A 23,246-nucleotide genomic window follows, 5' to 3' on the forward strand; every position below is an offset into this window, starting at 1 on the left:
GTAGAATGTGGAGATGGGTCTTTCTAATCGAAGTAAACCGATAACTAGCCCCTCCTAAGCCCCTTACAAGCCCCTACCAAGTAATAAATCACTAAGAAAAAACATAACAAAACAAAAACACCAACAAACACCGTAGTAGGAGTCGAAAAAAATTTTGAAATAATACGCCAAAAACCCTGCCATCCTCCCATATATATTATGAAGGGGCTTTTACTTTTGAACGGAGACGGGAGGAACTTTGATGGCGGTGTATCGTACTGTGCAGGTGAATTTTTGGCAGGATGATTTTGTTTTGGATTTGACGCCGGAGGAGCGGTATTTTTATGTGTACTTGTTGACTTGTTCGAAGACGACGCAGTGTGGGATTTTTCCTTTTCCGAAGCGATTAGCTGAGATGGAGACGGGTTATAACAGGGAGACTGTTGATAAGCTTGTGCAGCGCTTCATTGATTATGGGAAGATTCTTTATGATGCGGATACGCGGGAGTTATTCGTTTTAAATTGGCTTCGTTATAATCCTGTGACGAATACGAATGTGGAGAAGTGTGTGCTTCGTGAGCTTAAGGGTGTGAAGAATAAGGAGTTTGTACATATGTTTCTTCAGAAGTGCGCTGAGGAAGAGCTAAGTGTTCCGATGCTTTTAGCGCATTTCGGTATGCCGAGTGATTTGACTGTGGATGATGTTGAGCCGATTTGTGAGGAGACAGAGGAAGAAGAGGTTATAGAGGAAGAGACGGGAAGTCGCGTGTTTTCTTTTTATGAGCAACATTTCGGTAGTTTGTCTCCGCATACTGTGGAGGAACTGAGTGCGTGGATGGAAGATTTGTCAGAGGAGCTTGTGCTGAAGGCTCTTCAAATTGCGTTTGAGAATAATAAGCGGACGGTTGCTTATGTGAAGGGCATTTTGAGAGGGTGGCACGGGAAAGGTTTTACGAAAGTTTCTGAAGTTGAGGCGGATACGGCGAGCTTTAGGAAGAAGGAGTCGTCTGTTAGTACGGGGGAGACGGAGGAGTTTTTGGCGAGGTGTGAGGAGTGGGAGAAGAATGCGCCGTCTGAGGAAGAGTTGCAGCGCTTTTTAGCGGAGCGCGGGTGGCGTCCATGAGTATTCAAAATGTGGAGGCGGAAAAGACGGTATTAGGTTCTCTACTAATTGATGGAGAGCTTATTAAGGAGTGCCGTTTGACGGAGCAGTATTTTTCTCTGTCGGTGCATAAGTCTATATTTCAGTTAATGCGAAAAATGGAAGAAGAGGGGCAACCGATTGATCTTGTGACGTTCATTTCTAGGGTAGATCCGAAGTTTTTAGAGGGGATCGGGGGCATGGAGTATTTTATAGGATTAATGGATGGTGTGCCTACAACTGCCAACTTCTCTTATTATGAGGGGCTTGTTCGAGGTGCCTGGAAAATGTATCAGGCGGGTGTTCTCGGGCACAAGATGGGAGAGCGTCTTATTGCGGAGAAGAATGAGAAGATTATTGGTGAGACGATTACGGCACTTTGTGAATTAGAGGAGAAAGACTCTGTATGTGAGTTTGATTTGAAGGATGCGCTAGTTGATTTATATGAAGAGCTTCATCAAGATGCGAAAGAGATTACTGGTATTGAGACTGGTTATATATCGCTCAATAAAATGACGTGTGGACTTCAGGAAGGTGATTTTGTCGTTCTTGGTGCGCGTCCTTCTATGGGGAAGACTGCGTTTGCGCTAAATGTTGGAATGCATGCGGCGAAGTCTGGATCGGCGGTTGGATTGTTTTCATTAGAGATGAGTAATAAGCAATTGTTAAAAAGGATGGCGTCTTGCGTAGGTGAGGTGTCAGGAGGTAGGCTGAAAAATCCGAAGCATCGTTTTGCGATAGAGGACTGGGAAAAGGTGAGTAAGGCATTTGCGGAGATTGGTGAACTGCCATTTGAGATTTACGACAATGCAGGTGTTACGGTGCAAGATATTTGGATGCAAACTCGTAAGTTAAAGAGGAAGCATGGGGAGAAAAAACTTTTAGTCATTGTAGATTACTTGCAGCTTATTACGGGCGATCCGAAGCATAAGGGTAATCGATTTCAAGAGATTAGTGAGATTTCTCGTAAGCTTAAGGTATTGGCGCGTGAATTAAATGTTTGTGTAGTGGCGTTGTCGCAATTGTCTCGTTCGGTAGAAGCACGTCAAGATAAGCGACCTCTTTTATCTGATTTAAGAGAGACCGGACAAATTGAGCAAGATGCGGATGTCATTATGCTTATGTATCGTGAAGATTATTACGATAAGGAAACGAAGCAGAAAGAGATGACGGAGATTCATGTGGCGAAGCATCGGAATGGACCTGTGGGGAGTTTTAAGCTGAGGTTTTTGAAGGAGTTTGGACGGTTTGTGGAGGGGAAATAGTTGAAAGACTTGAGTATGACTTTGCAAATAAAGCATAAGTTTTTCAGTTCATTAACTTATGCTTTATTCTTTGATTCTTTGAATATCTTTCTTATTTCCCCATAAAGAAAGATCGTCTCTCTGCAGTAATCCATTGCTCCAAGTCGTCTTGGCTACGTCGGACAAGTCGATTTACTAAAACATCGTGCCATACATAATCCTCTAGTAAGTATATATGAACGGGGTCATCTGTATAAAAAGCAATATTACGCTCTTCAATTGATGGTCCGTAAATCATTTCTTTAGAATCTATCGATAAAATAAACCAATGTTCTGTAGAGAGGGTTTCTGTATAAGGTGTGATACGATGAGCTTCTAGATTTTTAATTGGATTTTCAACATGTAAGGTAATACCTTGTACTGAAACTGTATTAGCTACCTCACATAGTTCCTCTTTTAACGCTTCATACATCTCATCCCACATTGAAATGACAATACGTTGTTCTGCTTTTTTTATTAGTGCCTGACAATAGCTAATGATTGTTTTGTTGTCTTTTAAAGTAATCACTCGATTATCCGTCTTTTCCTCGGAAGTTTCGAGTTTTTTTAATGAATCACTGATTCCTTCATAAGTAGACTGCCATTCTGATTGAGCTTTCTGTAAAAAGATTTCAACAGGTAGAGGTGAATAGCGAGTGGTGTCATTTATATCTTCTTTCATGACAATTCCTTTTTCTACAAGGTTACCTAAAATCTCATAAATTCGTGCTCTTGGGACACCTGAATCCTTACTCACTTGGTAGGCTGTAGCAGGCCCCTGTTTAACAAGAGATACATAAGATTTAGCTTCATATTCATTAAAACCAATTTTTTTAAGCTGTTGTACTATGTGATCCACTTTTTTCGTCCTCCGATGTTTGCTGTTATATTTCAACGTTACAATAACTCTTTACATTTAGCAAATTGATAGTTACTATTACAATAGTGACTAAAGGGGAGGCTACTAGTATGGATTTGTATTTAGACCCGTCTATATTAATTATTTTGATTGTTTTTGGGTTTGTGGCTGCATTTATTGATTCAGTTGTAGGTGGTGGTGGACTCATTGCCTTACCAGCTTTATTATTTACAGGGCTGAATCCGGCAAGTGCAGTAGCCACGAATAAACTAGCATCAACAATGGGGAGTGCAACTAGTAATATTGTGTTTTATCGTTCTGGTAATCTTGATTTGAAATCGGCTTTGAAATTATTTCCAATCACTTTCATAGGCTCTATAGTAGGTGCATGGACCGTTCATTTAATGAACCCAGAAGTACTGAAGCCATTGATGTTGGTAATGCTTGGTGCAGTCGCTATTTATACGATATTTAAAAAGGATTGGGGTAGTATTTCTACTCATAAGAAATTATCTGGTCGACACGTCATTATTTTTACCTTTTTTATTTTTGTTATTGGTTTTTATGATGGATTTCTAGGGCCTGGCACAGGTTCGTTTTTAATGTTCGCTCTTTTATTTATTGGGTATGATTTTTTAAAAGCAGCAGGTAATGCGAAGCTTCTTAATTTAGGAAGTAATGTTGGTGCATTGTTGATGTTTATGTATGTAGGGCAAGTAAACTATGTGTATGGTTTTATAATGGGGATTGCTCAAATTGCTGGAGGGATTGTTGGATCCAAATTCGCTATAAAAAAAGGAAGCGGGTATGTTCGTGCTCTTTTCATTACAGTAACTTGTTTATTGTTAGCGAAAAATCTGTATGACTATGTGCAGTAAATGATTTTGAACATCTTTTCTTCAAGGGACGTAGAAAAAGGTCAAATACTACAATTGAAAAATGTTAAGGGATAATTTATTCAACGAACCATCACAACAGTGATTAACTATGTAAGCTACATAGAATATAAGAAGTATCGGGAAAAATGCTCATTAATAAAGAGGCTGTTTTATAATCCGGTTTCATCCGTTTATAAAACAGCCTCTATGTATCTGAAAATCCGAACCTTGACTAAAGACTACGTAGAATCTCCAACCCTTTTCTTGTTAAATGAATCCCTGCTCTACCTTTTTTTATTTCCACATACCCTTTCATCTTCAGGAAGTTCAATCGGTGTCTAACCTGTGCCTCAGTTAATTTCATTTCGACTTCTTGGCTCTTTTCAGAAATAATTCTTCGTCCGATTGCCTTTCCTTTTTCTTCATAATTCATGATAAGGGTAAGGATGAAAAGTGATTCTTGATCAAGAGCGTTTGAATTTGAAGAAAAGGGTTTAATATTTTCTGCCTGATCGCTATTTGTTTTCTTATGTGGAGGCTTTTGAAAATAATGTTGATTAGGCAAATCATTTTTTGTTATTTGGTTTCCGGTACGGACAGCAAGCATATAATCTATCGTATTTTTAAGTTCTCGTACATTTCCGTACCATGGATATCCTTGCAGTTCTTCAATTAGTTCTTGTTCAATTTTGACTTTAGGGTCCGATAGTGCGACAAAATGTTTAGCTAATAATTCAATGTCATTTCGGCGCGCCCGTAATTCGGGAAGGTGTATAAAGAGTACTTTAAGCCTATGGTATAAGTCTTCTCTAAACATATTTTCTTGAATCATTTTCAGTAGATCCTTATTGGTTGCTGCAATAATTCGGACGTCTATCGGGATAATTTGGCTTCCGCCAACACGCATAATCTCTTTTTCCTGCAATACTCGAAGGAGTCGTGCTTGAAGTTTCAGGCTAATATCTCCAATCTCATCTAAAAAAATAGTGCCGCCATTTGCTTGTTCAAATAATCCCATTTTCCCGCCCTTTTTTGCTCCGGTAAACGCTCCGTCTTCATAACCAAATAATTCACTCTCGACTAAATCATCCGATAAAGCACTAAAGTTAACGGCAAGAAAAGGGCCACTATTTCGCTGGGAAGCATTATGAATAGCACTTGCAAATAACTCTTTTCCGGTACCACTCTCACCCTCAATTAATACAGTTAAATCAGTCTTAGCTAACCTTTTGGCAATTTGTTTCGTGTCTTGGATCGTAGAGCTAATCCCAACGATATTATGAAAATTGTATTTTGCTACATAACCTTTTTTGACAAATTCTTTTCTCAATTTCCGTTCAAATCCGATGGTCTTAAGGGCATTTCTAAAAGTAACAATAATCGATTGATCATTTATATGTAGGCGTTCTACTATTACATCCGAGCCGTTTACAACAAATATTCCGCTTTCTTGTTGCTTATTCAAAAGGATGAAGTTTACTAAATCGATATTATCAATAATGGCATCAATCGGATGACCAATAGCATTTTTACTTTTTATTTTCAGCATGCTTTCCAGAAATTCATTAAAGACAACAATTCTTCCTTCATAATCAATAGCTAGTATGCCATCACCAACACCATCAATAACTTGATGAAGTTGTCGATGAGCTTTAGCTAAATTCTTTGTTAAATCTACTATTTTTCGATAGTATCTCTCAGAAACGTGGTTACCTGATTCCTCCATTAAATGAAATCGATCTAGAATGGACATGATTGTAGTAATATCTATTAATCTATGGCCAATATTAATTACTTTTTCTACAAAATCAGGGATAATTTCAAGTTCGCCAGGTGTGATTGCGAGCTTGATCATTTGTATATTCGTTTTTCCAGGATAGTATGGGACATATTCAATATGGTTTAGCCCTAATTGACGCATCGTTTCAATTGATTCGTATACTGTTTCATGATTATCATTCACATATAGGGCTTGTGTTCCTTCTGGTAAAAATAAAAGCTGGTCTACGTTTTCATAATTTAATGTTCGTTTTGCTATTATTACTTCGCAGTTTTCCCCAATAAAGTCTTTCACCGTTTCTATCGTAAATGTATTAGGTAACAAGATTAATGTAGAATGAAATACTTTTGGAATACTTTCTTCTACAGAAAAACTTTCGATATCTATGAGATCACCTACCATCTCCGTTAGTTGTTGATGTAGGGCTTTTCGTGTTTCTTTTAAAACGGTGATCAATACAATGTGGTTGGTTTCAAATTTGTTCATAGAGCACCTCTTTAGTTGAATGGAATTGGTCTAAAGTTGGTTATTAATTGGTCATTATGTAACCAATTAATAACCAATTATAATACATTTCAGTATAGTAAACACCGATAAAACGACAAAATATTTAAAAATATGTAAATAATCACTTTAATTTTAATGTTGGCACGATATTTGCTTATATCAATGGTGTGTAAAGAAATAGGGAAATGAGTAGAGTCATAATTTACATATTTAATTCTTTACCACTTGCTAGAAAAGGGAGGTTAAGAGTATACAATTTCAACAGAGAAAGACAACGAAACCATTTAAATTATGAGGTGAGAGAAAATGAAACCACTAATTGGTGTTACTGGGTATTATGTTGATCATAGTGAAATAGGGAAGGAGGGCTTGCGAGGGCTACCAGGTCAAGATATGGCTCTCTTTTCTTATGACTACATCCGCTCCCTTCAAAGGGCAGGTGCAACGGTTGTTCTACTTCCAATTGAGGGAGTGGATCAAATTGAGTCCACACTTAATCAATTAGATGGATTGTTATTGGCTGGTGGCGCGGACATCAATCCAATTTATTACGGTGATACTCCAAAATCATATATAGGCACTGTAGAGGAAGAACGAGATAATTTTGAATTAAATCTGGCAAAGCAGGCTTTAGAAAAAGATATTCCTATTTTAGGAATTTGCCGAGGATTACAGGTGTTAAATGTTGCAGCTGGTGGATCTCTTTATCAAGACTTAGAGCACGAGATGGGGCCAGAATATTTCCATGTTCGAGAACAGTTCCGTAAATGGCAAGGCTCTCATTCTGTAGATCTTCTGGAAGAGGGGAAAATTTATGAGGCTATTGGCCAAAAATCTTTAATGGTTAATTCTTTTCACCATCAAGCAGTGAAAACATTAGGGAAAGATTTTGAGGCGAGTGCATGGTCCTTTGATGGTGTAATAGAGGCTATTGAATCGAAGGCTCATCGTTATGTAGCAGCGGTTCAATGGCATCCAGAAATGATGTCGGAAAGGGATGTCTTGCAGCAACGTTTATTTAACCAATTTGTAAATGAAATTAGTAAAAAGGTAGTTAAATCATAGCGTGTTATAAATAAAAGAATTGGTGGATAGCTTGGTATGTCATGGTTGTGGGGAAACCAGGCTGCCGGCTGCTTGTAAAAGTAATAATCATTGGGGGATGAACAAATCCCCCAATGATTAAAGTTTCACTCTATTGCAAAGGGGATTGGTATATGAGTCAAGTATCAGAGAAGGCAGTTTCATTTAAGCCAGAAGAAAAAAAGGAAAAAAAAGAATGGAAAATAAACGTATTTGCAATGTTACTTGTCTTGCTAGTTATTGCGGCTGTTATTACACATATATTGCCGGCCGGAAAATATGAACAGATTGAAAAAAATGGGTATACAACAGTAGATCCAAATTCATTTAAATGGATTGAATCAACGCCACTTGGATTTTTTGATACGGTAAAATCCATTCCTACAGGGATGGTAGAAGCTGCTAATATTATCTTTTTTATTCTTATTATTGGAGGTTTTTTTGGTGTATTAAAGGCATCCGGTACAGTTGAGGCTCTTGTTTCAACGATGGCAAAAAAACTCGCTAACCGTGAAAAGTTAATGATTCCTATTATCATGCTGTTCTTTGCACTTGGCGGGTCATTAATGGGGATGGCTGAGGAAGCTTTAGTGTATGTACCTCTATTTATTCCGCTAGCTCTTGCGGTTGGATTTGATACGATAACAGGAACTGCGATGGTACTAGTAGGAGCGTCTGTTGGATTTACAACGGCAATTATGAATCCGTTTACAGTTGGGCTTGCGCAAGGGATAGCGGGTCTTCCTATGTATTCGGGGATGGGGTTCCGCCTCGTTTTATTCGTAGTCATATATGTAATTGCTGTTACATTCGTTTATCGTCATGCGATGAAAGTAAAGAGGGATCCTGCAAGTGGAATTTACGGAAAATTCGATACAAACAAGCAAGACAGCCTACTAACAGCGAAAGTAGAGTTAACAAAAAGACATAAATGGATATTAACGGCCTTTTTAATCAACTATATTATTCTTGTATTCGGTGTTATTAAGTACGAGTGGTATATAAAAGAAATTGCAGCCTTATTTATTATTTTAACTATAATCATTGCAATTCTCGGCAAGATATCTCTTGATGATACTGTAGAATCTTTTACACAAGGATCGGCATCTTTAATCGGGGGAGCTTTAATCATTGGTGTATCACGCGCTATTTTAGTTGTCTTGAATCAAGGGCATATTATAGACCCACTACTGTATCAAGTATCGGAAGGAATGGAACATATTTCTCCTTTTTTAAGTGTTGTTGGAATGTACAACTTCCAAGTAGCGATTCATTTTATTTTAGCATCAGGTAGTGGTCATGCAATGTTGACAATGCCTATCATGGCGCCACTTGCAGATTTATTGGACATTACACGCCAAACAGCTGTATTATCCTTTTCATTCGCGGATGGTATTGGAAACATTATTTTTCCCACAGGTGGTACGCTAATGGCTGGATTAGCAATTGCAGGAATTTCATGGACAAGGTGGGCAAGGTGGATTCTTCCTTTAATTCTAATTGAATACTCAATCGGTTTAATAGCAGTTATAATTGCTCATCTTATTGGTTATGGTCCGTCTTAATAAAAGGTGGATATGCTTTCAATTATAGAAAGTTCGGATTTGAAGAAGATCGCTAAATAATGATGATAGAAAAGCCCGGTTTAGAAGGGCTTTTTTTTCTATGTAAAATTTCATTTGTTTTGTTTACATAATATCTTTACAATCATTTGATAAAATATATGTAACTGCATATTGTGAGGGTGGGTGGTTATCCCTTCTTTCCATTTGGAAGGAAAGGGGGTGATAATATGGAGTTTTTGTTTGACCTTGTAAAAGAATTTGTAAAAGCGACTGTACGTGAAGTTTCAGCGTATTTTTTGCGGAAGCAACTTCTGGGTAAGGACAACAAAAAACCCACTCCGCGCCGTAGGAAGCAAAAGGGTGGGTTTCGTAAAAAATAGTAACGTGTAATAACCACCACCCTATACGGTAGCAGTTAAGGAAGAGATGTTAGCGCATCTCTTCTTTTTATTATATGCCATTTTATTTGATGTCATACTTATATAGTATTCTACGGAAAATATATCATATTCCTATTTTGTGGTCAATTTGATCCCGCTTTAACGGGCAGTAAGACCCCCACCTCAAAATTCAGTGGAAGCAAAGAAGTTAGGTGGGGGTCGGGCTGTCCGTAAAAGTCCGATTGGTTCAACTAATAATCAGTGGGGGATGAACAAAACCCCCCACTGATTAAAGTTTCACTTTATTGCATGATTGAAAAGGTGTAGTCTTATTCCTCTTCAAACTGAAAAATATCCCTGTTAATAAGTTGGTGGAGATACCTATCCATTTCAGCAGCAGAAACTTTTCTTTCATTTTTAAACCACCATGCGCTTAATGAGGTGATTGCCCCTGAATAAAACTCAATGATTAAATCATTTGGCATCGTATGATTTTTGCGCAGTTGATGTAACGCTTCTATTTCTTGTTTTCTCGTTTCGTGACTTAAATACTGTGTCCGGTTAATAAATTGTTCATCAGACATTTGCGTTTCTAATATTTTACCGATTTCTTCATGGTGTAGAAATTGTTCCATTACTTGAAATGGTTTACTTAATCGATCTGAAACGGGTATTTCAGCAATCATCTTGCTGTATCGTTTAAATCCAAATGCTAATAAAGCATCTTTATCTTCAAAGTGTTTATAAAAGGTTGTTCGGTGTACCATCGCGCGGTCACATATTTGGTTAATTGTGATCGTACTATATTTCTGCTTTGATTGTGTCATTAATTCAAATAAGGAATCCCATAGTAATTTATGTGTACGTCTAATACGTAAATCAATTTGTTTTTCATTATCGTTCATCTACAATTCTCCTTTTTTGTAGATTAAATATACAGTGGCTGAAAATTGATTCTCCCTTTTTAATCTACATATGTATATTATATTACATGTGTTTAGGTATATTTATCGTTTTTTTAGCAAGAAACAGGAGGAGAATTTGTAAATGAATATGACAACTAAGAGCCCTGCAAGTGGCAAAGTTGATACTTCTAATTTGAAACATACCCCCATTTTAATTGCATTACTTCTAGGGGCAATGGTTGCATTATTAAACGAAACGTTACTTGGTAATGCGTTAACCGTATTAATGAAAGAATTTGGCGTAACAGCTTCAACGATTCAATGGCTTTCTACAGCTTACATGTTAGTAGTTGGGGTTTTAGTCCCAATTACAGCGTTACTTCAGCAATGGCTCACAACGAGACAAATGTTTTTGATCGCTATGGTAACGTTTTTAGCTGGTACATTAATTGCGGGATCCGCACCGACATTTTCTGTTTTATTAGTCGGCCGTATCGTCCAAGCTGTAGCGACGGGATTAATTACACCGTTATTAATGAATACGATTTTAATCATTTGTCCACCTGAAAAACGTGGTGCCACAATGGGATTAATCGCACTTGTGATGATGGCAGCTCCGGCAATTGGTCCTACATTATCTGGAGTAATCGTAGACTCACTAAATTGGCGCTGGTTATTCTATATTGTTATTCCTGTCGTGATCATTTCCATTATGATTGGAATGAAGTACATTCAAAATGTTTCAGAGTTAACAAGGCCAAAAGTAGATTACCCATCAATCCTTTTATCGACACTCGGATTTGGCGGACTTGTGTATAGCTTTAGTGCATCAGGTGATTTAGGATGGTCTGATACGAAAGTGTATGGCGCTTTACTTGTTGGATTTATCTCATTATGTATTTTTGTCGTCCGACAATTAAAAATTGAGAATCCAATTTTAGAATTACGCGCATTTAAAGTCCCGATGTTTACATTATCAGTTGGATTAATCGTCATTGTGATGATGTCGTTATTTTCAACGATGACTTTATTACCGATGTTCCTGCAAACAGTTTTACTCGTTACAGCTTTTAAATCAGGAATCATCATGCTTCCGGGAAGTGTTATTAGCGCCATAATGGGACCAATCGCAGGTAAACTATTTGATAAATTTAGTCCGAAAGTTATTATCGTTCCCGGTATTGTGTTAGTGGGGATAGCAATGTTCTTATTTAAAGGCATTACTCCTGATACATCAATGGTACAAATTATTATTATGCATAGCGTATTAATGGTTGGACTCATGTTTGTTATGACAGCACAAACATACGGTTTAAATCAATTAACACCAGATTTATATCCGCACGGAACAGCACTGTTTAGTACACTGCAACAAGTAGCTGGCGCAATTGGTACAGCTATATTCATATCGAAAATGTCTTCAGGAACAACTAGCTATATGGAAAGCTCCGCAAATCCACTGGATCCAGTAGAGAAGTTAAACGGTTTAACATCCGGATTCCAAGGTGCATTTACACTTGGGCTAGTCTTTATCATTGTTGCTTTTATCGTATCGTTGTTTTTAAAAGAAGAGAAAAAGGGAGTAAAGGCAGCGAGGGTTTTACAGAACGAACATTAAGATTTATATAAAAAAGACATCTTTCCCTAAAAAAGATGTCTTTTTTATATTTTTTTCGTAACACTTGTTTTTGATGTCTTAATACATAAGAATTGGTATGTAAAATATTTGTATTTTTTGAACATGAATAATTATTGAGAATAACGATGCAAAGCCGTGCTAATAACTAAAAGTCCAATAATGAGAGAAAGTGTTCTTATAATAAGTTCTGCCACTAATAGTTCACCAAATGATTTAGTGACATCGTATATAGATCCTGTTATGAGAATAGGTGCAATCATAATTATAATTCCAATTATTATTTGAAGAAGTAGATTGATGTTTTTATTCAAGACAATCACCTCCAAAAAAATAGGGAATGAGAATATGATTTTTTTTGTATTATAAAATGATTATATCGTATTACATTAGACGATATAATCATTTTTAAATAGTAGAAATTAGAGACTCTTCAATAAAAAGGAATTAAATATGGTATTCTTTAGTTAAGATATGTAAACGAAGACGGGGGAAATGAAGATGGATAAGAAGCTAAAGTATTGGCTAGCATCTATTATAGGGGGAGTAGTACTTGCAACTGGTATGACTTATGGAATATTACAGTTTGCTGAAGTCCCGCTTAAGGGTGAGGACCATGTTTTTGCAGAGGTTAATAAAGAAGACATACTATCGAATGAAGCAGAAGTGAAAGGTTCAAATGCACAACTTCACATTACAGTAACTTCTACTGAAGAAGAAGTTATTTCAGCTATGCATAGCATGACTCATCAAAAAGTAAAAGCGTGTGAAGGAAAGGGAGCAACCCCTATGTCCAAAAAGAATGCAGAGAAAGTAAGAAATATTCTAAACGGAAACAATTTCAAGAACAAAGAAGAGCTATTAGCAATTACTGAAAGATGGGCAAATAGAGATTTTAGTAAAATTGTAGAAGAACATAACTATTTTATTAAACTTCAAAGTGGCAAGATAGGTGAAGCTACAGTGATGGATAAGGTAGACGAGCAAGTATTCTGTCTCAATACTTTCGGTGATGATGTAACGGCCGCATTAATTAAATCAGGAGATCTTCAAGCGCTGTAAGGTGTTTTTTCTCTGATATAAAGAAAGCCTCAAGTATTCATATACTTGAGGCTTTTCCAATGGAAAGATAGGAATGGTCCGAATTCTTTACATTAAGAACAAAGTGGAATTACTCCTAAACCAATTAATAAAGCTGCAGCAACTGCTGGAATTGGTACAGGAATTTGAATACCTTCTACAAATAAGAAATATTGACCACTTACTATTTTAAAACAAACTAATTGCATGGCTATTCCTCCCTTCTTTTAGGATTAATACATTATATTAATTTATCTATCTATTGATATAGTTAAATTATTTATTTTTAAAAATATAGTTAATATGTGAATAGTTTTCGAAAGGACCTGCTCAATCAATGCGGAAAAACATAAGATGAAACGAATCCATTAAAATACATGAGTGAACCTTAGTTTTCCCCTCTTATCTAAAGGAGGAACTATTATGGGTTATGGTGGTAGTTGTGGCGGTTGTGGCTTTTCTGGAGGCTTTGCTTTATTAGTTGTGTTATTCATTTTATTAATCATCGTTGGAGCTTCTTGCTTCTGCTAAAAACTATTGGAAAAGACACTCATATAGAGTGTCTTTTCTTTCGTGCAAAATGATTCCTGACAATAGCCAACTGTATAAAGTATACGGTATACTTTTGCCTCATTAGACATATAAAAATGTTGGAGGGATGTTATGAAACTAGTAGGGAAGCACATTTATATTCGGCTTTATAAAACTGATGATGCTAACGAGTTAGCTAACTTACATATTAGAAATCGCGAATTTTTTCAACGAGTTTGTCCATTGCTCCCAGAAGTTTTTTATACAGAAGAACATCAAAAAATACGTCTTGAACAAGCTCTAAAAAAGACAGCTGAAGGGCAAGTATACCCTTTTGGAATCTTTTTAAGAGAAAATGATAAGCTTATCGGAGACATTTCATTAACTCAAATTGTTAGGGGAGACCTCCAAAGCTGTTATACGGGATTTACTTTAGATAAGGAGCATAATGCAAAGGGCTATACAACAGAGGCTCTTCAACTTGTTGTAGATTTTGCTTTTAGGGAATTAAAGCTACATAGAATTGAAGCAGGAGCGATGCTTGATAATATAGCATCTATTCGTGTATTAGAAAAAGTGGGGTTTAAAAAAGAAGGTATAGCGAAAGAAAATATAAGGATTAATGGCAAATGGACAGATCATCAAATATTAGCTATTATCAATAGTTTGGATGTGTAAGTTTATTTTGATTCCAATAAAGATAATCATGTAACTCTTCAAACTCTACCAACAGTTTTATAGAGACCTGTACAATTTTCGGATCAGAAACTAACCTTACAAGTCTTGAAATTCCACCTAACTCTACAATTACTCTATTTGAAAATTTTACAACTAACCACACTAAGACTCTTATTCGTTTTAGTTTTAGCTTTGTATTTGCTGCGTTCGTCACATTGACTAGTAGAACATTTAAATCCACAACTCCACAAACAATTAGATTAACACCAGGGAGATACAAGGACTTTCTTATTTGAGGATGTTAAATGCCACTTCAGTTAACGCCTCATCAAGGCCATTATTTATCCAACAAACAACATATATTTGTTGTGATAAATCAAATTCATATTACTGTGAGAATAGTGACTATGGTTAGTATTAGTTATTAAAGAGAGCTTTGGCGCTTTTTTTATTTTCTTTCGACATAATATGACAATATATGAATTAATAGTTTGGTATTATTATCTAGAAATCTTACATTTATCTACAAATTATTATTGTATTTTCAGGTTTTTAAATGTAAAATATTTCAATGTAAATACATACCATTTAGGGGGATAAAGAAATTTATGAAAAAATTATTAGCTTCAGCAACAGCGGTAACACTATTAACAGTGGGGTACAGTTCTTCTGCATTTGCAGCTAAGAGTCCTAATGATACAAAAAACTGTGGTCATTTTAAAAGTCAACAAGATGCTCAAGCATTCTGGGATCAAAATGGATATGGTGTTGGAAATGATCCACACCGTTTAGATAATGATAAAGACGGCATTCCATGTGAAGATTATAAATATCCAAAGAGCACAAATACTACAACAGAAAATAAAGAAACTACTAAACCTCAAGAACAACCTAAACAAGAAAATACTAAACAGGAAAACACTAAACAAGAACCTGTTAAACAAGAAAACACTAAGCAAGAGAATTCAAAACAAAATAACCAAACAACAAATAATAAACAAGAACAAACTAAGCCTCAAACAACTGCAAAAGAAACAAAGAAAAATACTAATACAGTTGTGAAAAAAGAAACGAAAAAACAAGGTGAAAAATTACCTAATACAGCATCAAACGGTGTTACAATGATGTTAGCAAGCTTAGGATTAGCATTAGCTGGTTCTGTATTAATGTTCCGTCGTAAAAAGACAAACGCATAAAATAGTTCCTTAAAACGGCAGGAGAAATCCTGTCGTTTTCAAATGGAGTGATAAAAGTGAATAAAAAACAATGGATAGGCTTATGTTTAACTGTTATTGGACTTACTATCTTTTCCTATTATTTTCTAGAATGGTATAGTGCTAGACAATCAGCAGAGTCGTTAACAACTAACGAGGCTAAACAATATGAGACCTCCACACCTTCTAAAGAAAATGAAACGCAAAACATCAATCAAACAGAGACAGAGACAAAGATTGACACTTCATTACAACCTGAAGAACCTGTACAAATTCCCGCTTCAAAGGTAAACCATCAGTTAGGAGATAAAGTAGCATATTTAATTATCCCTAAAATACAAAAGAAATACTCTATATTTTGGGGAGCTGATGATAAAGTACTAAAAAAGGGTGTAGGTATGTTTGTTAGTGACTTAACTACTACACCAGCTGGAAATGGTCATACAGTTTTAAGTGGACATAGAGATACTGTTTTTACCGAGCTTGGTGAATTAAAGGAAAATGACCAACTTATCGTAGAATATGAAAATAAAACATATACATATGAAATTAACAAGCATTGGATAACAGATTCAGAAGATCGAACAGTTATTGTAGAAAAAAGTGAGCCAACATTAACATTAACAACTTGTTATCCTTTTGACTATATAGGAGACGCTCCAGATCGGTACATAATTGAAGCATCTCTACTTTCCATTCATTGAGGATGGAAAGTCCAATACACATTAATTTTAATAATATGTATTGGACTCCCATTCAAGTATCATTTTTCTTAATGAATATTTGGTATATTTTAGGGTGTTTTTTACTATTTTTATGTTAAGATATTTTGGTTGATATTCATCTTATTTTAGGAGGTTGGAAAATCTGTTACATGCTTTTCATATGGATTTTAGTTTCTATACCGAAAGTATAAAAGTTTTAGGGTTATTAGGGAATTCTACTCGCTTATCAATTGTTTGTAAATTGATTACATATGGATCGTTGTCAGTTTCTGATTTAAGTAAGCAAACAAGAATTACAGAGGATTTGATTGTACAACATTTGCGTAAATTAGCCTTTGGAAATATTGTAATTAGTGAACGTATAGGGAAAAGGCTTTATTTTAAAATAAAAGATAATAAAACAATTGAGATTATTAAGGTATTAGGATTACTAAGTTAATTTTCATTACTTTCAATATAAATGATTTTGCTATAACTCAATTGTGCAAAATCACATTTAGCCTGCCTACGGAAATAGGGAGGTTTTTAATATACAAAAAGGCGCCCATATAAGGGTGCCTTTTCCAATAGTTTTTAGCAGAAACAACTGCATCCGATAATGATTAATAAAATAAACAATACAACTAATAAAGCGAATCCTCCAGCGAAACCGCAGCCTTCGCCGCAACTACCACCATATCCCATAACAATAGTGCCTCCTTTAGATTAGAGGGTAAAACTAGGGTTCATTCCATGGATTTTAATGGGTTCACTTTACCTTATGTTTTTAAGAATTAATTGAGCAGGTCCTTTTGAAAATAGAAAAAAGACGCCATAAGGCGCCTTCCTTTTAGGTAGATAAGACTTTAGTTTTCCAATCTAAAGAAATTTTGTATCAGCTCTTTGAGAGTATATCATGATATTCGCTTGATTTATTATGCATTATTACATATCATTGTAAATCCCTCTATTTTCCATTTGATAAAATGCAATCCCAATATTGTTAATAATTAAATAAATATTTCTACAAATTGAAAATATTTACAAAAGATATAAAAGTGATACATTTAAGGTGCAAGTTATAAAAAATATTTAAGGGGGATTTATTATGTTTAAGAAATTAGTAGTAGGAACATTAACAATTGGTATCGTATTAACTGGAGGGATTGGAGCAACATCAGCAAGTACAGAAGGTGTAGATAATACTAAAAATTCAGCACCAATTATCCAACGTACCCAAATACTTAAAGATGATTTCAGTCTGATAAATGGTGAAAGAGAAGTATCGTTCGAGCATGTAAAAAAAGCAGATATGAGAGTTCATATGACAAACAATACTAAAGGTACACTTGATTGGTCTTTAAAAGACTCAAAAGGTAATGTTATTGGTTCTGGATCGTTAGCAGCAGGAAAGGGTTTTACAAATACGTACAATACTCTTCCAAAAGGTAAATATAAGCTTAAAGTTACTCACAGAAATGGTGGTTCTGGATCATTCTATGCAGCTGCTCGTACTTTAGACTAGTATATATAGAATCATCTTAAGTATATTAAAGAAGAACAATCAGGGAGTTTGAGGATTAAGGAGTTTTGTTATAATATCATCGTGCTAATGCAAAATCAAAAAAGGCCTACCTAGGAAAATAGGTGGGCTTTTTAATGCAGAAAAAAAGACACCCAAAGGTGTCTTCTGACTTGAATTAATATTTCAAACCGGACGGTTCGGTCTGAAATAGAGTTAAGATATTAACAAATTAATTTTCTTAATATTCACCTGTAGCATATTCTCTCTTATTCTTTTAGTTAAAAATAATAAATAGCAATCACTGCTAGCGAATTATTAATCATGTGCATTATAATTCCCACATATAAACGCCCGGTTAACTTATAAGTACAACCTAAACCAATTCCCAAAAGGAAATATGGAATTGTTTCTAAAGAAAGAAGACTAACATGCATACCTGCAAAAATAGCTGAAGAAACAAGTACACCTAACCAGGAATTTTTAAAAATTCCATGCTGTATAACACCACGATAGACAATTTCTTCACCAATGGGTGCTACTAGAGCAATAGAAAATGCGAAGACTAAAATGGGTAACGTTACTTGGCTTTCTAATTCAACTTGATTAGATGACTGAAAACTTATAAAGTCTGCTAGTAACAGCGGTAGGGATTTACATACTACAGTTAGTACTAGACCTAAAAGTAAGCTTTTTGGCAAACTCATCGTAAAATTATTTTGATTTGTAAAAGGCTCTTTAGATCTACGATAATAAAAATAAATTATTAGAACAACTAACAAATCAATTGCGTCAAACGAAATGCTCATCCCGCCAAACTGTTCATCACTAATGAAATAAACTAGTGCGATAAGTTGCTTTAAAATCATATAAAACACAAAAATCCCTAACGATATTGCCGACATTTTATTGAATCGACATTGTTTTTTTAATATACCAAACACAAAAAATCCTCCTTGAAATAATTTTAATTCGTAGAACATGATAACAAAGTCTAACTTCTTTTGCACTACTTATATAATAAAAATACAATTTAAATATATCTAAATTATATAATATCAACTTAGAAATATTTTAAATAAATGGTAATAGGGGTTATCATTTACTACACCTACGGAAATAGGCGTGCTTTCTATTCATAAAGAAAAGACACCCTAAGGAGCCTTCCTCCGACTTGAATCATCTTAATTTAAATAATATGGGGCCCGCTAACATATTAAAAAGTACACATTTACGAATCATGTCTGGACCAACTCTATCAATTTGCTATACTTATATTTGGAAGTTTTATACATATAGGTGAAGGAAGGAAATTAGTTGAGGCAAGTACGTGTTGATCCAGATAAAATGGAAGAGAATTTTTCACAGACAGAAAATATGAGCCGAATGATTATGTATGGGGAACTGTTTCTACAGTTGTAGGTGGCACTCCTAAAGTTATTGGTCGAGTATTTGGTAAATATGGAGAGTTAGAGCAAAAAGCGAAGGATTTAGGGAAAGTATCAAAGGTAACTGAAGAGATTGGATGGAGTATGCCAAGAGGTGGCGGCGTCATTGATGGACGTAAGTACTCTGAACATGCACTTGAAAGAATGGCACCTGATACAGTTCAAGTTCGAGCGGAGCTTACAAAACGAGCACGTGAGCGAGCTGAAAGAAAAGGGTATACATTCGGATCAGATAAATACATGGAAGAATTAAAAAAAGTTGATCCTCGAGGAATGACTCCAAATGTAGTTGAAGATATTATAAAAACGGGCACTCGCAAACCAGGAGACAATCCTGGTACTTGGAAATACGTTAGAGACGAAGGCTACGTAGTTATAAATGATAAAGGTGACGTTATCACAGTTGTTCCCGCAAAGAAAAAAGAATAGAATGAATAGCATAGTAAGTAATCTATGACAAAAAGGTTGAGGAATATTGGATATTAAACATGATAAGTATGAGTTACTAGAAATTTTCGAAAGCGAACCAGAAGATTACTATATTCCAGGTGCAGGTGCGTATCGATATAGTAAAATTGATAAACTTGGATTTGAACTGGTTATGAATATGTTCTATTATGATGCAACAGTTGAATTAATAATGCTATACGAAGACAAACGTATCATAGAAACCAAGATGGAATCAGTGAAAGAAATATATACTCGTAATGATTCACTATACATTCTAGGTACAGAAGAAAAGAAAAAAATCGAAGTAAAATTCAAGCCACATTTTACAGTTACAATAAATAAGTTTTAAAAACTTGAAATCAATGTTCGTAAATATTCTGAACATGCTTTAGAAAGAATGGCTCCGGATACAATACAAGTTCGAGCTGAATTAGAGGCACATGCCAAAAGTAGAGGGCTTGTACGTAGTACACAGAAATTTAAAGAATTTGTTAATCCTAGAGGTATCACAACTTCTGTAGTAGATTTTCTGTGCCTTTCCATTGGAAAATCAAGACTGATATAAAAAATGAGTAGAAAAAACAAGGCTTTTACTTCGTGGATACCGCTACAAAGTAAGAGCCTTGTTTCATTATATTTGTTCATACAGTTTTCCTTGTAGTCTTCTGTTTTCATCCTTCAATCTCTTATTCTTTATCAATTTTTCGAACAGGTTGATAGCAAAAGTTTTTTATACAAAATAACATCAAAAAATACGTCTTGAACAAGTATGAAAAAAGAAAGCTGAAGGGCAAGTAATCCTTTTGGAATCTTTTTAAGAGAAAATGATAAACTGATCGGAGACATTTCATTAACTCAAATTGTTAGGGGAGACCTCCAAAGCTGTTATACGGGATTTACTTTAGATAAGGAGCATAATGCTAAGGGCTATACAATAGAGGCTCTTCAACTTGTTGTAGATTTTGCTTTTAGGAAATTAAAGCTACATAGAATGGAATCAGGAGCAATGCTTGATAATATAGCATCTATTCGTGTATTAGAAAAAGTCCTACATAAGGGGACTTTTTCTAATACATATAGATTAAAATAATAATAGAAATTTTTTATTTTTTTCCACAACTATTAATTAAATCATATTGTTTAGAAATCATTTCATTTCGAATTTGATTGAGATGTTTATTTAATGTTTCTTTTATTGCACTACCTGTTTTGCTTTCAAAACTTTTGTTTAATTCAATTCCTTGTTCAGATAAACTTTTGCATACATCATGAAATGCTTCTTTGTTTTTTTGAATGGCATGTTTTTGGCTTGCTACTATGCTATTTGTTTTGAATGCTACATCAGTTTTTAAAAGTGATTGTTGCATTTCTTTTTCTAATTGCTTTTTAACAGCTTGCAACTCATCTATAATAGTTCCAACTGCACCAACTGTAGCTTTTTCTATTTCTTTCTCTATTTTTTGAATTTCCCCTATAAAATCCATCATATTATCTCGCCGCCAGTCCTTCAAAATTTGTTCCTAATTGATTATCTTTATCTCGTAATGAATTAGCTGCATAAGCAATATCATCTCCAAAATGAATCAATTCTTTTTGTTTTTTCCGTAAAAGATGAATTAGTTCTTCTGCTAGTTGTATATCATGAAAATAGTCTTTTCCGTTTTGGGATATTTTTGCAACCTCTCTAATTGCTTCATCTACTTCATGTTCTTCTAACAGATGATATTTTCCTCCAGGTCCTGTCTCATGCTTCAATTGACTCTTTAATTTCGCAACTTCCTCTTCTTCTTGTTGTTGAAATCTTTCTATATTTCTAATAATATCAGATAATATATCGCTTATTTTTTGTATCTCTTTTGCATGACGAATGATATCATCTGGTTCTAATTCTAGTCGAACACTACCATTATTGTGGAACATTTCTAGAAATGTTGACATTGGATGTTGTCCCATAAATACAGCCGCGAGAATACTATCTGTTCCATTACTTTTTGTTGTAAATTGTTTACCAATCATAGGTGCTCCAAATTGATTGAAATTTCCTACAGCATCTTCTTTATGAGTATAATCTACTACTTTATTTTCCATTACGCCTTCATCTACTCGTTTTTTTGCTTTATCACTTAGTAATCTATAAATATTTGGTGCAGCATATGTTGTTGCATAACAATTCATTTCTGCTGCTACATACTGGGCTTCAGCAGCACCTTTACTATGTCCGGTAGTGTGAATAGAAGTAGGATTATATTTTTTCTTAATTTTTTCTGTAAATTCTAATGCACTATCAAATGATGTCGGAGCTTTTCCGCCTGCTACACCAAGGTTCTTTTTCTGTCCAAGTGTAATTTGAACTATATCTGTGGTTTTATCTCCATCGAATCTATCAAATTCAGTACCACGGAATGCAATGATTACATCGTCATACTGTTTTTTACCAGGCTTATACTTATTTGCAGGTACTACAGCGATTGCTTGTAATCCATTTTTCACTTTTGTGTCATCTGCATCAAATGTTTCTATAACTTTCCATTCTTGACCATTAGATCCTTTGATTTTTGCCTCTTCGTGCAAAAAATCTTTATTATAAACGTTATCTGATAGTTTGAAATAATCTTCATCTGTCGCAATTGGATTCTTTTTAAATTCACTCATATGTCTCAACTCATTTCATGGTATATTTTAACTATATTCAAATACAAGGGGATTTTAAATGAAAAAGAAATTGGTAATTGTTTTATCCATTATTTGTATTATAGCAGGAGGATATTTTACTATGGAATATTTAAAACAAAAAGAAATTGAAGAAAAGTTTTGGAACGAGCAAAAAGAACGAGTAGAAAAGTATATTCACTATAATATTAAAGATGTAAAATCGATTACATTTAGAGAACATAAGGTAAGTCCAATGGGCGTTCCTCATATAAGAGGTTATATAAATGGTGATAAGGGATTATGGTTTGATGCTGGTATAGGTACTACGGAAAATTTTGAAGATGATTTTGGATGTTCTGGGGAATTAGATAAACTTATAAAAAAACCTGATAAGTCGGTATCTGAAATTGAAAAAGAAGAGAAGGAAAAGAAACAAGAGTAGTCTTTGTACTATTCTTGTCTTCTCTATCCCATTTTAAGAAGAATACATTGGTAGGCTTTTTATAAGGAGATTTCTAATGAAGAAAGCAATGATTTTGGTTATATCTGCTGTGATACTCATAGCAGGAGGATATTTTACTATGGAATACTTAAAACAAAAAGAAAAAGAAGAAGAGTTTTGGAAAGTACAAGAGGCACGAGTAGAAAAGTATATTCACTATAATATTAAAGATGTAAAATCGATTACATTTACAGAAAATAAGATAAGTCCAATGGGGGTTCCTCATATAAAAGGTTATATAAATAATAATAAAGAATTAGATTTTACAGCTAGTATAAGTACAACTGAAAACTTTGAAGACAAATTTACGCTTTCTGGAGAATTAGATGAAATGATAAAAAAACCTGCAAAATCTGTATCTGAAATCGAAAAAGAAGAGAAAGAAAAAAAACAAGAGTAGTCTTTGTACTACTCTTATTTTCTGTATCCCATTTTAAGAAGAATACATTGGTAGGCTTTTTATAAGGAG

27 protein-coding genes and 2 pseudogenes are annotated in these 23,246 nt (G+C 34.7%); 19 read left to right on the forward strand and 10 right to left on the reverse strand.

All coding sequences use genetic code 11. The features are described 5' to 3' along the window. Positions 1-241: 241 nt before the first annotated feature. Positions 242-1,102, forward strand: coding sequence for a DnaD domain-containing protein (locus NST27_RS04850; protein ID WP_000312172.1), 861 nt, complete (start codon positions 242-244; stop codon positions 1,100-1,102). Then, complete coding sequence (dnaB, locus tag NST27_RS04855) at positions 1,099-2,385, forward strand: replicative DNA helicase (RefSeq protein WP_000027297.1); 1,287 nt, start codon at positions 1,099-1,101, stop codon at positions 2,383-2,385. Before NST27_RS04850 ends, dnaB begins: the two co-directional genes overlap by 4 nt. Before the next feature lie 91 nt (positions 2,386-2,476). Here dnaB and NST27_RS04860 read toward each other — a convergent pair whose 3' ends face one another. Further along, positions 2,477-3,262, reverse strand: coding sequence for a TrmB family transcriptional regulator (locus NST27_RS04860; RefSeq protein ID WP_000349596.1), 786 nt, complete (start codon positions 3,260-3,262; stop codon positions 2,477-2,479). A 110-nt stretch (positions 3,263-3,372) separates the two neighbouring features. Between NST27_RS04860 and NST27_RS04865 the strand changes: the two genes are divergently transcribed. Continuing rightward, positions 3,373-4,140 carry a TSUP family transporter gene (locus tag NST27_RS04865; protein ID WP_000366894.1) on the forward strand — a complete coding sequence of 256 codons (768 nt, stop codon included), beginning with the start codon at positions 3,373-3,375 and terminating at the stop codon, positions 4,138-4,140. A 232-nt stretch (positions 4,141-4,372) separates the two neighbouring features. On the opposite strand, the gene NST27_RS04870 is transcribed toward NST27_RS04865, so the two are convergent. Continuing rightward, on the reverse strand, positions 4,373-6,406 hold the full coding sequence (locus NST27_RS04870) for a sigma 54-interacting transcriptional regulator (RefSeq protein ID WP_047385691.1): 2,034 nt from the start codon (positions 6,404-6,406) through the stop codon (positions 4,373-4,375). Positions 6,407-6,733: 327 nt separating this feature from the next. On the opposite strand from NST27_RS04870, the gene NST27_RS04875 reads away from it, so the two are divergent. The 3 genes from NST27_RS04875 to NST27_RS04885 all read left to right on the forward strand — a co-directional run bounded on the left by NST27_RS04875 (position 6,734) and on the right by NST27_RS04885 (position 9,455). Continuing rightward, positions 6,734-7,492, forward strand: coding sequence for a gamma-glutamyl-gamma-aminobutyrate hydrolase family protein (locus NST27_RS04875; RefSeq protein WP_000803246.1), 759 nt, complete (start codon positions 6,734-6,736; stop codon positions 7,490-7,492). Positions 7,493-7,644: 152 nt separating this feature from the next. After that, positions 7,645-9,075 carry a YfcC family protein gene (locus NST27_RS04880; protein WP_000084619.1) on the forward strand — a complete coding sequence of 477 codons (1,431 nt, stop codon included), beginning with the start codon at positions 7,645-7,647 and terminating at the stop codon, positions 9,073-9,075. 227 nt (positions 9,076-9,302) lie between these two features. After that, entirely contained in the window at positions 9,303-9,455 is a 153-nt protein-coding gene (locus tag NST27_RS04885) for a hypothetical protein (RefSeq protein WP_000394757.1), read from the forward strand. A 329-nt stretch (positions 9,456-9,784) separates the two neighbouring features. Here the strand turns inward: NST27_RS04885 and NST27_RS04890 are convergent, their stop codons facing one another. Further along, on the reverse strand, positions 9,785-10,360 hold the full coding sequence (locus tag NST27_RS04890; protein ID WP_000999273.1) for a TetR/AcrR family transcriptional regulator: 576 nt from the start codon (positions 10,358-10,360) through the stop codon (positions 9,785-9,787). A 142-nt stretch (positions 10,361-10,502) separates the two neighbouring features. Between NST27_RS04890 and NST27_RS04895 the strand changes: the two genes are divergently transcribed. Then, entirely contained in the window at positions 10,503-11,978 is a 1,476-nt protein-coding gene (locus tag NST27_RS04895; protein ID WP_001057528.1) for an MDR family MFS transporter, read from the forward strand. 131 nt (positions 11,979-12,109) lie between these two features. Here the strand turns inward: NST27_RS04895 and NST27_RS04900 are convergent, their stop codons facing one another. Then, positions 12,110-12,310, reverse strand: coding sequence for a hypothetical protein (locus tag NST27_RS04900; RefSeq protein ID WP_001038824.1), 201 nt, complete (start codon positions 12,308-12,310; stop codon positions 12,110-12,112). 187 nt (positions 12,311-12,497) lie between these two features. Here NST27_RS04900 and NST27_RS04905 point away from each other — a divergent pair, with 187 nt between their 5' ends. Next, positions 12,498-13,058 (forward strand): PRK06770 family protein, encoded by a 561-nt coding sequence (locus NST27_RS04905; protein ID WP_000358639.1) that lies wholly within the window; start codon positions 12,498-12,500, stop codon positions 13,056-13,058. Positions 13,059-13,150: 92 nt separating this feature from the next. Here NST27_RS04905 and NST27_RS04910 read toward each other — a convergent pair whose 3' ends face one another. Continuing rightward, complete coding sequence (locus tag NST27_RS04910; protein ID WP_001177693.1) at positions 13,151-13,285, reverse strand: hypothetical protein; 135 nt, start codon at positions 13,283-13,285, stop codon at positions 13,151-13,153. A gap of 214 nt (positions 13,286-13,499) precedes the next feature. Between NST27_RS04910 and NST27_RS04915 the strand changes: the two genes are divergently transcribed. From NST27_RS04915 to NST27_RS04935, 5 genes are all read left to right on the forward strand, one after another. Next, a complete protein-coding gene (locus NST27_RS04915) occupies positions 13,500-13,607 on the forward strand; it encodes a YjcZ family sporulation protein (RefSeq protein WP_000540375.1) in 108 nt (35 codons plus the stop codon). Between the two features lie 132 nt (positions 13,608-13,739). After that, positions 13,740-14,285 (forward strand): GNAT family N-acetyltransferase, encoded by a 546-nt coding sequence (locus tag NST27_RS04920; RefSeq protein WP_000779770.1) that lies wholly within the window; start codon positions 13,740-13,742, stop codon positions 14,283-14,285. A 608-nt stretch (positions 14,286-14,893) separates the two neighbouring features. Then, on the forward strand, positions 14,894-15,481 hold the full coding sequence (locus NST27_RS04925) for an excalibur calcium-binding domain-containing protein (protein ID WP_000734536.1): 588 nt from the start codon (positions 14,894-14,896) through the stop codon (positions 15,479-15,481). Between the two features lie 56 nt (positions 15,482-15,537). After that, positions 15,538-16,203 carry a class D sortase gene (locus tag NST27_RS04930; RefSeq protein WP_001036105.1) on the forward strand — a complete coding sequence of 222 codons (666 nt, stop codon included), beginning with the start codon at positions 15,538-15,540 and terminating at the stop codon, positions 16,201-16,203. Between the two features lie 181 nt (positions 16,204-16,384). Further along, positions 16,385-16,663: an ArsR/SmtB family transcription factor gene (locus NST27_RS04935; protein WP_000347623.1), complete on the forward strand. Its 279-nt coding sequence runs from the start codon at positions 16,385-16,387 to the stop codon at positions 16,661-16,663. A 134-nt stretch (positions 16,664-16,797) separates the two neighbouring features. On the opposite strand, the gene NST27_RS04940 is transcribed toward NST27_RS04935, so the two are convergent. Next, positions 16,798-16,908, reverse strand: a complete 111-nt coding sequence (locus tag NST27_RS04940) for a YjcZ family sporulation protein (protein ID WP_000540371.1) — start codon at positions 16,906-16,908, stop codon at positions 16,798-16,800. A gap of 403 nt (positions 16,909-17,311) precedes the next feature. Between NST27_RS04940 and NST27_RS29515 the strand changes: the two genes are divergently transcribed. Beyond that, on the forward strand, positions 17,312-17,728 hold the full coding sequence (locus NST27_RS29515) for a hypothetical protein (protein ID WP_000473852.1): 417 nt from the start codon (positions 17,312-17,314) through the stop codon (positions 17,726-17,728). Between the two features lie 278 nt (positions 17,729-18,006). Here NST27_RS29515 and NST27_RS04950 read toward each other — a convergent pair whose 3' ends face one another. After that, positions 18,007-18,669, reverse strand: coding sequence for a CPBP family intramembrane glutamic endopeptidase (locus tag NST27_RS04950; protein ID WP_000467045.1), 663 nt, complete (start codon positions 18,667-18,669; stop codon positions 18,007-18,009). Between the two features lie 402 nt (positions 18,670-19,071). On the opposite strand from NST27_RS04950, the pseudogene NST27_RS04955 reads away from it, so the two are divergent. Next, positions 19,072-19,602 (forward strand): annotated as a pseudogene (locus NST27_RS04955) (hypothetical protein); the annotation flags it as partial. 46 nt (positions 19,603-19,648) lie between these two features. Next, positions 19,649-19,972: a hypothetical protein gene (locus tag NST27_RS04960; protein ID WP_000351758.1), complete on the forward strand. Its 324-nt coding sequence runs from the start codon at positions 19,649-19,651 to the stop codon at positions 19,970-19,972. On the opposite strand, the gene NST27_RS04965 is transcribed toward NST27_RS04960, so the two are convergent. Then, entirely contained in the window at positions 19,969-20,298 is a 330-nt protein-coding gene (locus tag NST27_RS04965) for a hypothetical protein (protein ID WP_000845490.1), read from the reverse strand. The genes NST27_RS04960 and NST27_RS04965 overlap by 4 nt on opposite strands. Positions 20,299-20,336: 38 nt before the next feature. Between NST27_RS04965 and NST27_RS04970 the strand changes: the two are divergent. Further along, positions 20,337-20,713, forward strand: a pseudogene (locus NST27_RS04970) (GNAT family N-acetyltransferase); the annotation flags it as partial. 13 nt (positions 20,714-20,726) lie between these two features. On the opposite strand, the gene NST27_RS04975 reads toward NST27_RS04970, so the two are convergent. Both NST27_RS04975 and NST27_RS04980 read right to left on the reverse strand, forming a co-directional pair. Continuing rightward, positions 20,727-21,110 (reverse strand): hypothetical protein, encoded by a 384-nt coding sequence (locus NST27_RS04975; protein WP_000968629.1) that lies wholly within the window; start codon positions 21,108-21,110, stop codon positions 20,727-20,729. A 1-nt stretch (position 21,111) separates the two neighbouring features. Then, positions 21,112-22,275: a hypothetical protein gene (locus NST27_RS04980; RefSeq protein ID WP_001288649.1), complete on the reverse strand. Its 1,164-nt coding sequence runs from the start codon at positions 22,273-22,275 to the stop codon at positions 21,112-21,114. A gap of 58 nt (positions 22,276-22,333) precedes the next feature. Between NST27_RS04980 and NST27_RS04985 the strand changes: the two genes are divergently transcribed. Both NST27_RS04985 and NST27_RS04990 read left to right on the forward strand, forming a co-directional pair. Next, positions 22,334-22,717: a DUF1433 domain-containing protein gene (locus NST27_RS04985; RefSeq protein ID WP_000728343.1), complete on the forward strand. Its 384-nt coding sequence runs from the start codon at positions 22,334-22,336 to the stop codon at positions 22,715-22,717. A gap of 76 nt (positions 22,718-22,793) precedes the next feature. Beyond that, positions 22,794-23,177: a DUF1433 domain-containing protein gene (locus tag NST27_RS04990; RefSeq protein ID WP_000710031.1), complete on the forward strand. Its 384-nt coding sequence runs from the start codon at positions 22,794-22,796 to the stop codon at positions 23,175-23,177. Positions 23,178-23,246 lie beyond the last annotated feature (69 nt).

The sequence above is a fragment of the Bacillus sp. FSL W8-0770 genome, from assembly GCF_038008705.1.
GTDB classification, from domain to species: Bacteria; Bacillota; Bacilli; order Bacillales; family Bacillaceae_G; genus Bacillus_A; species Bacillus_A cereus.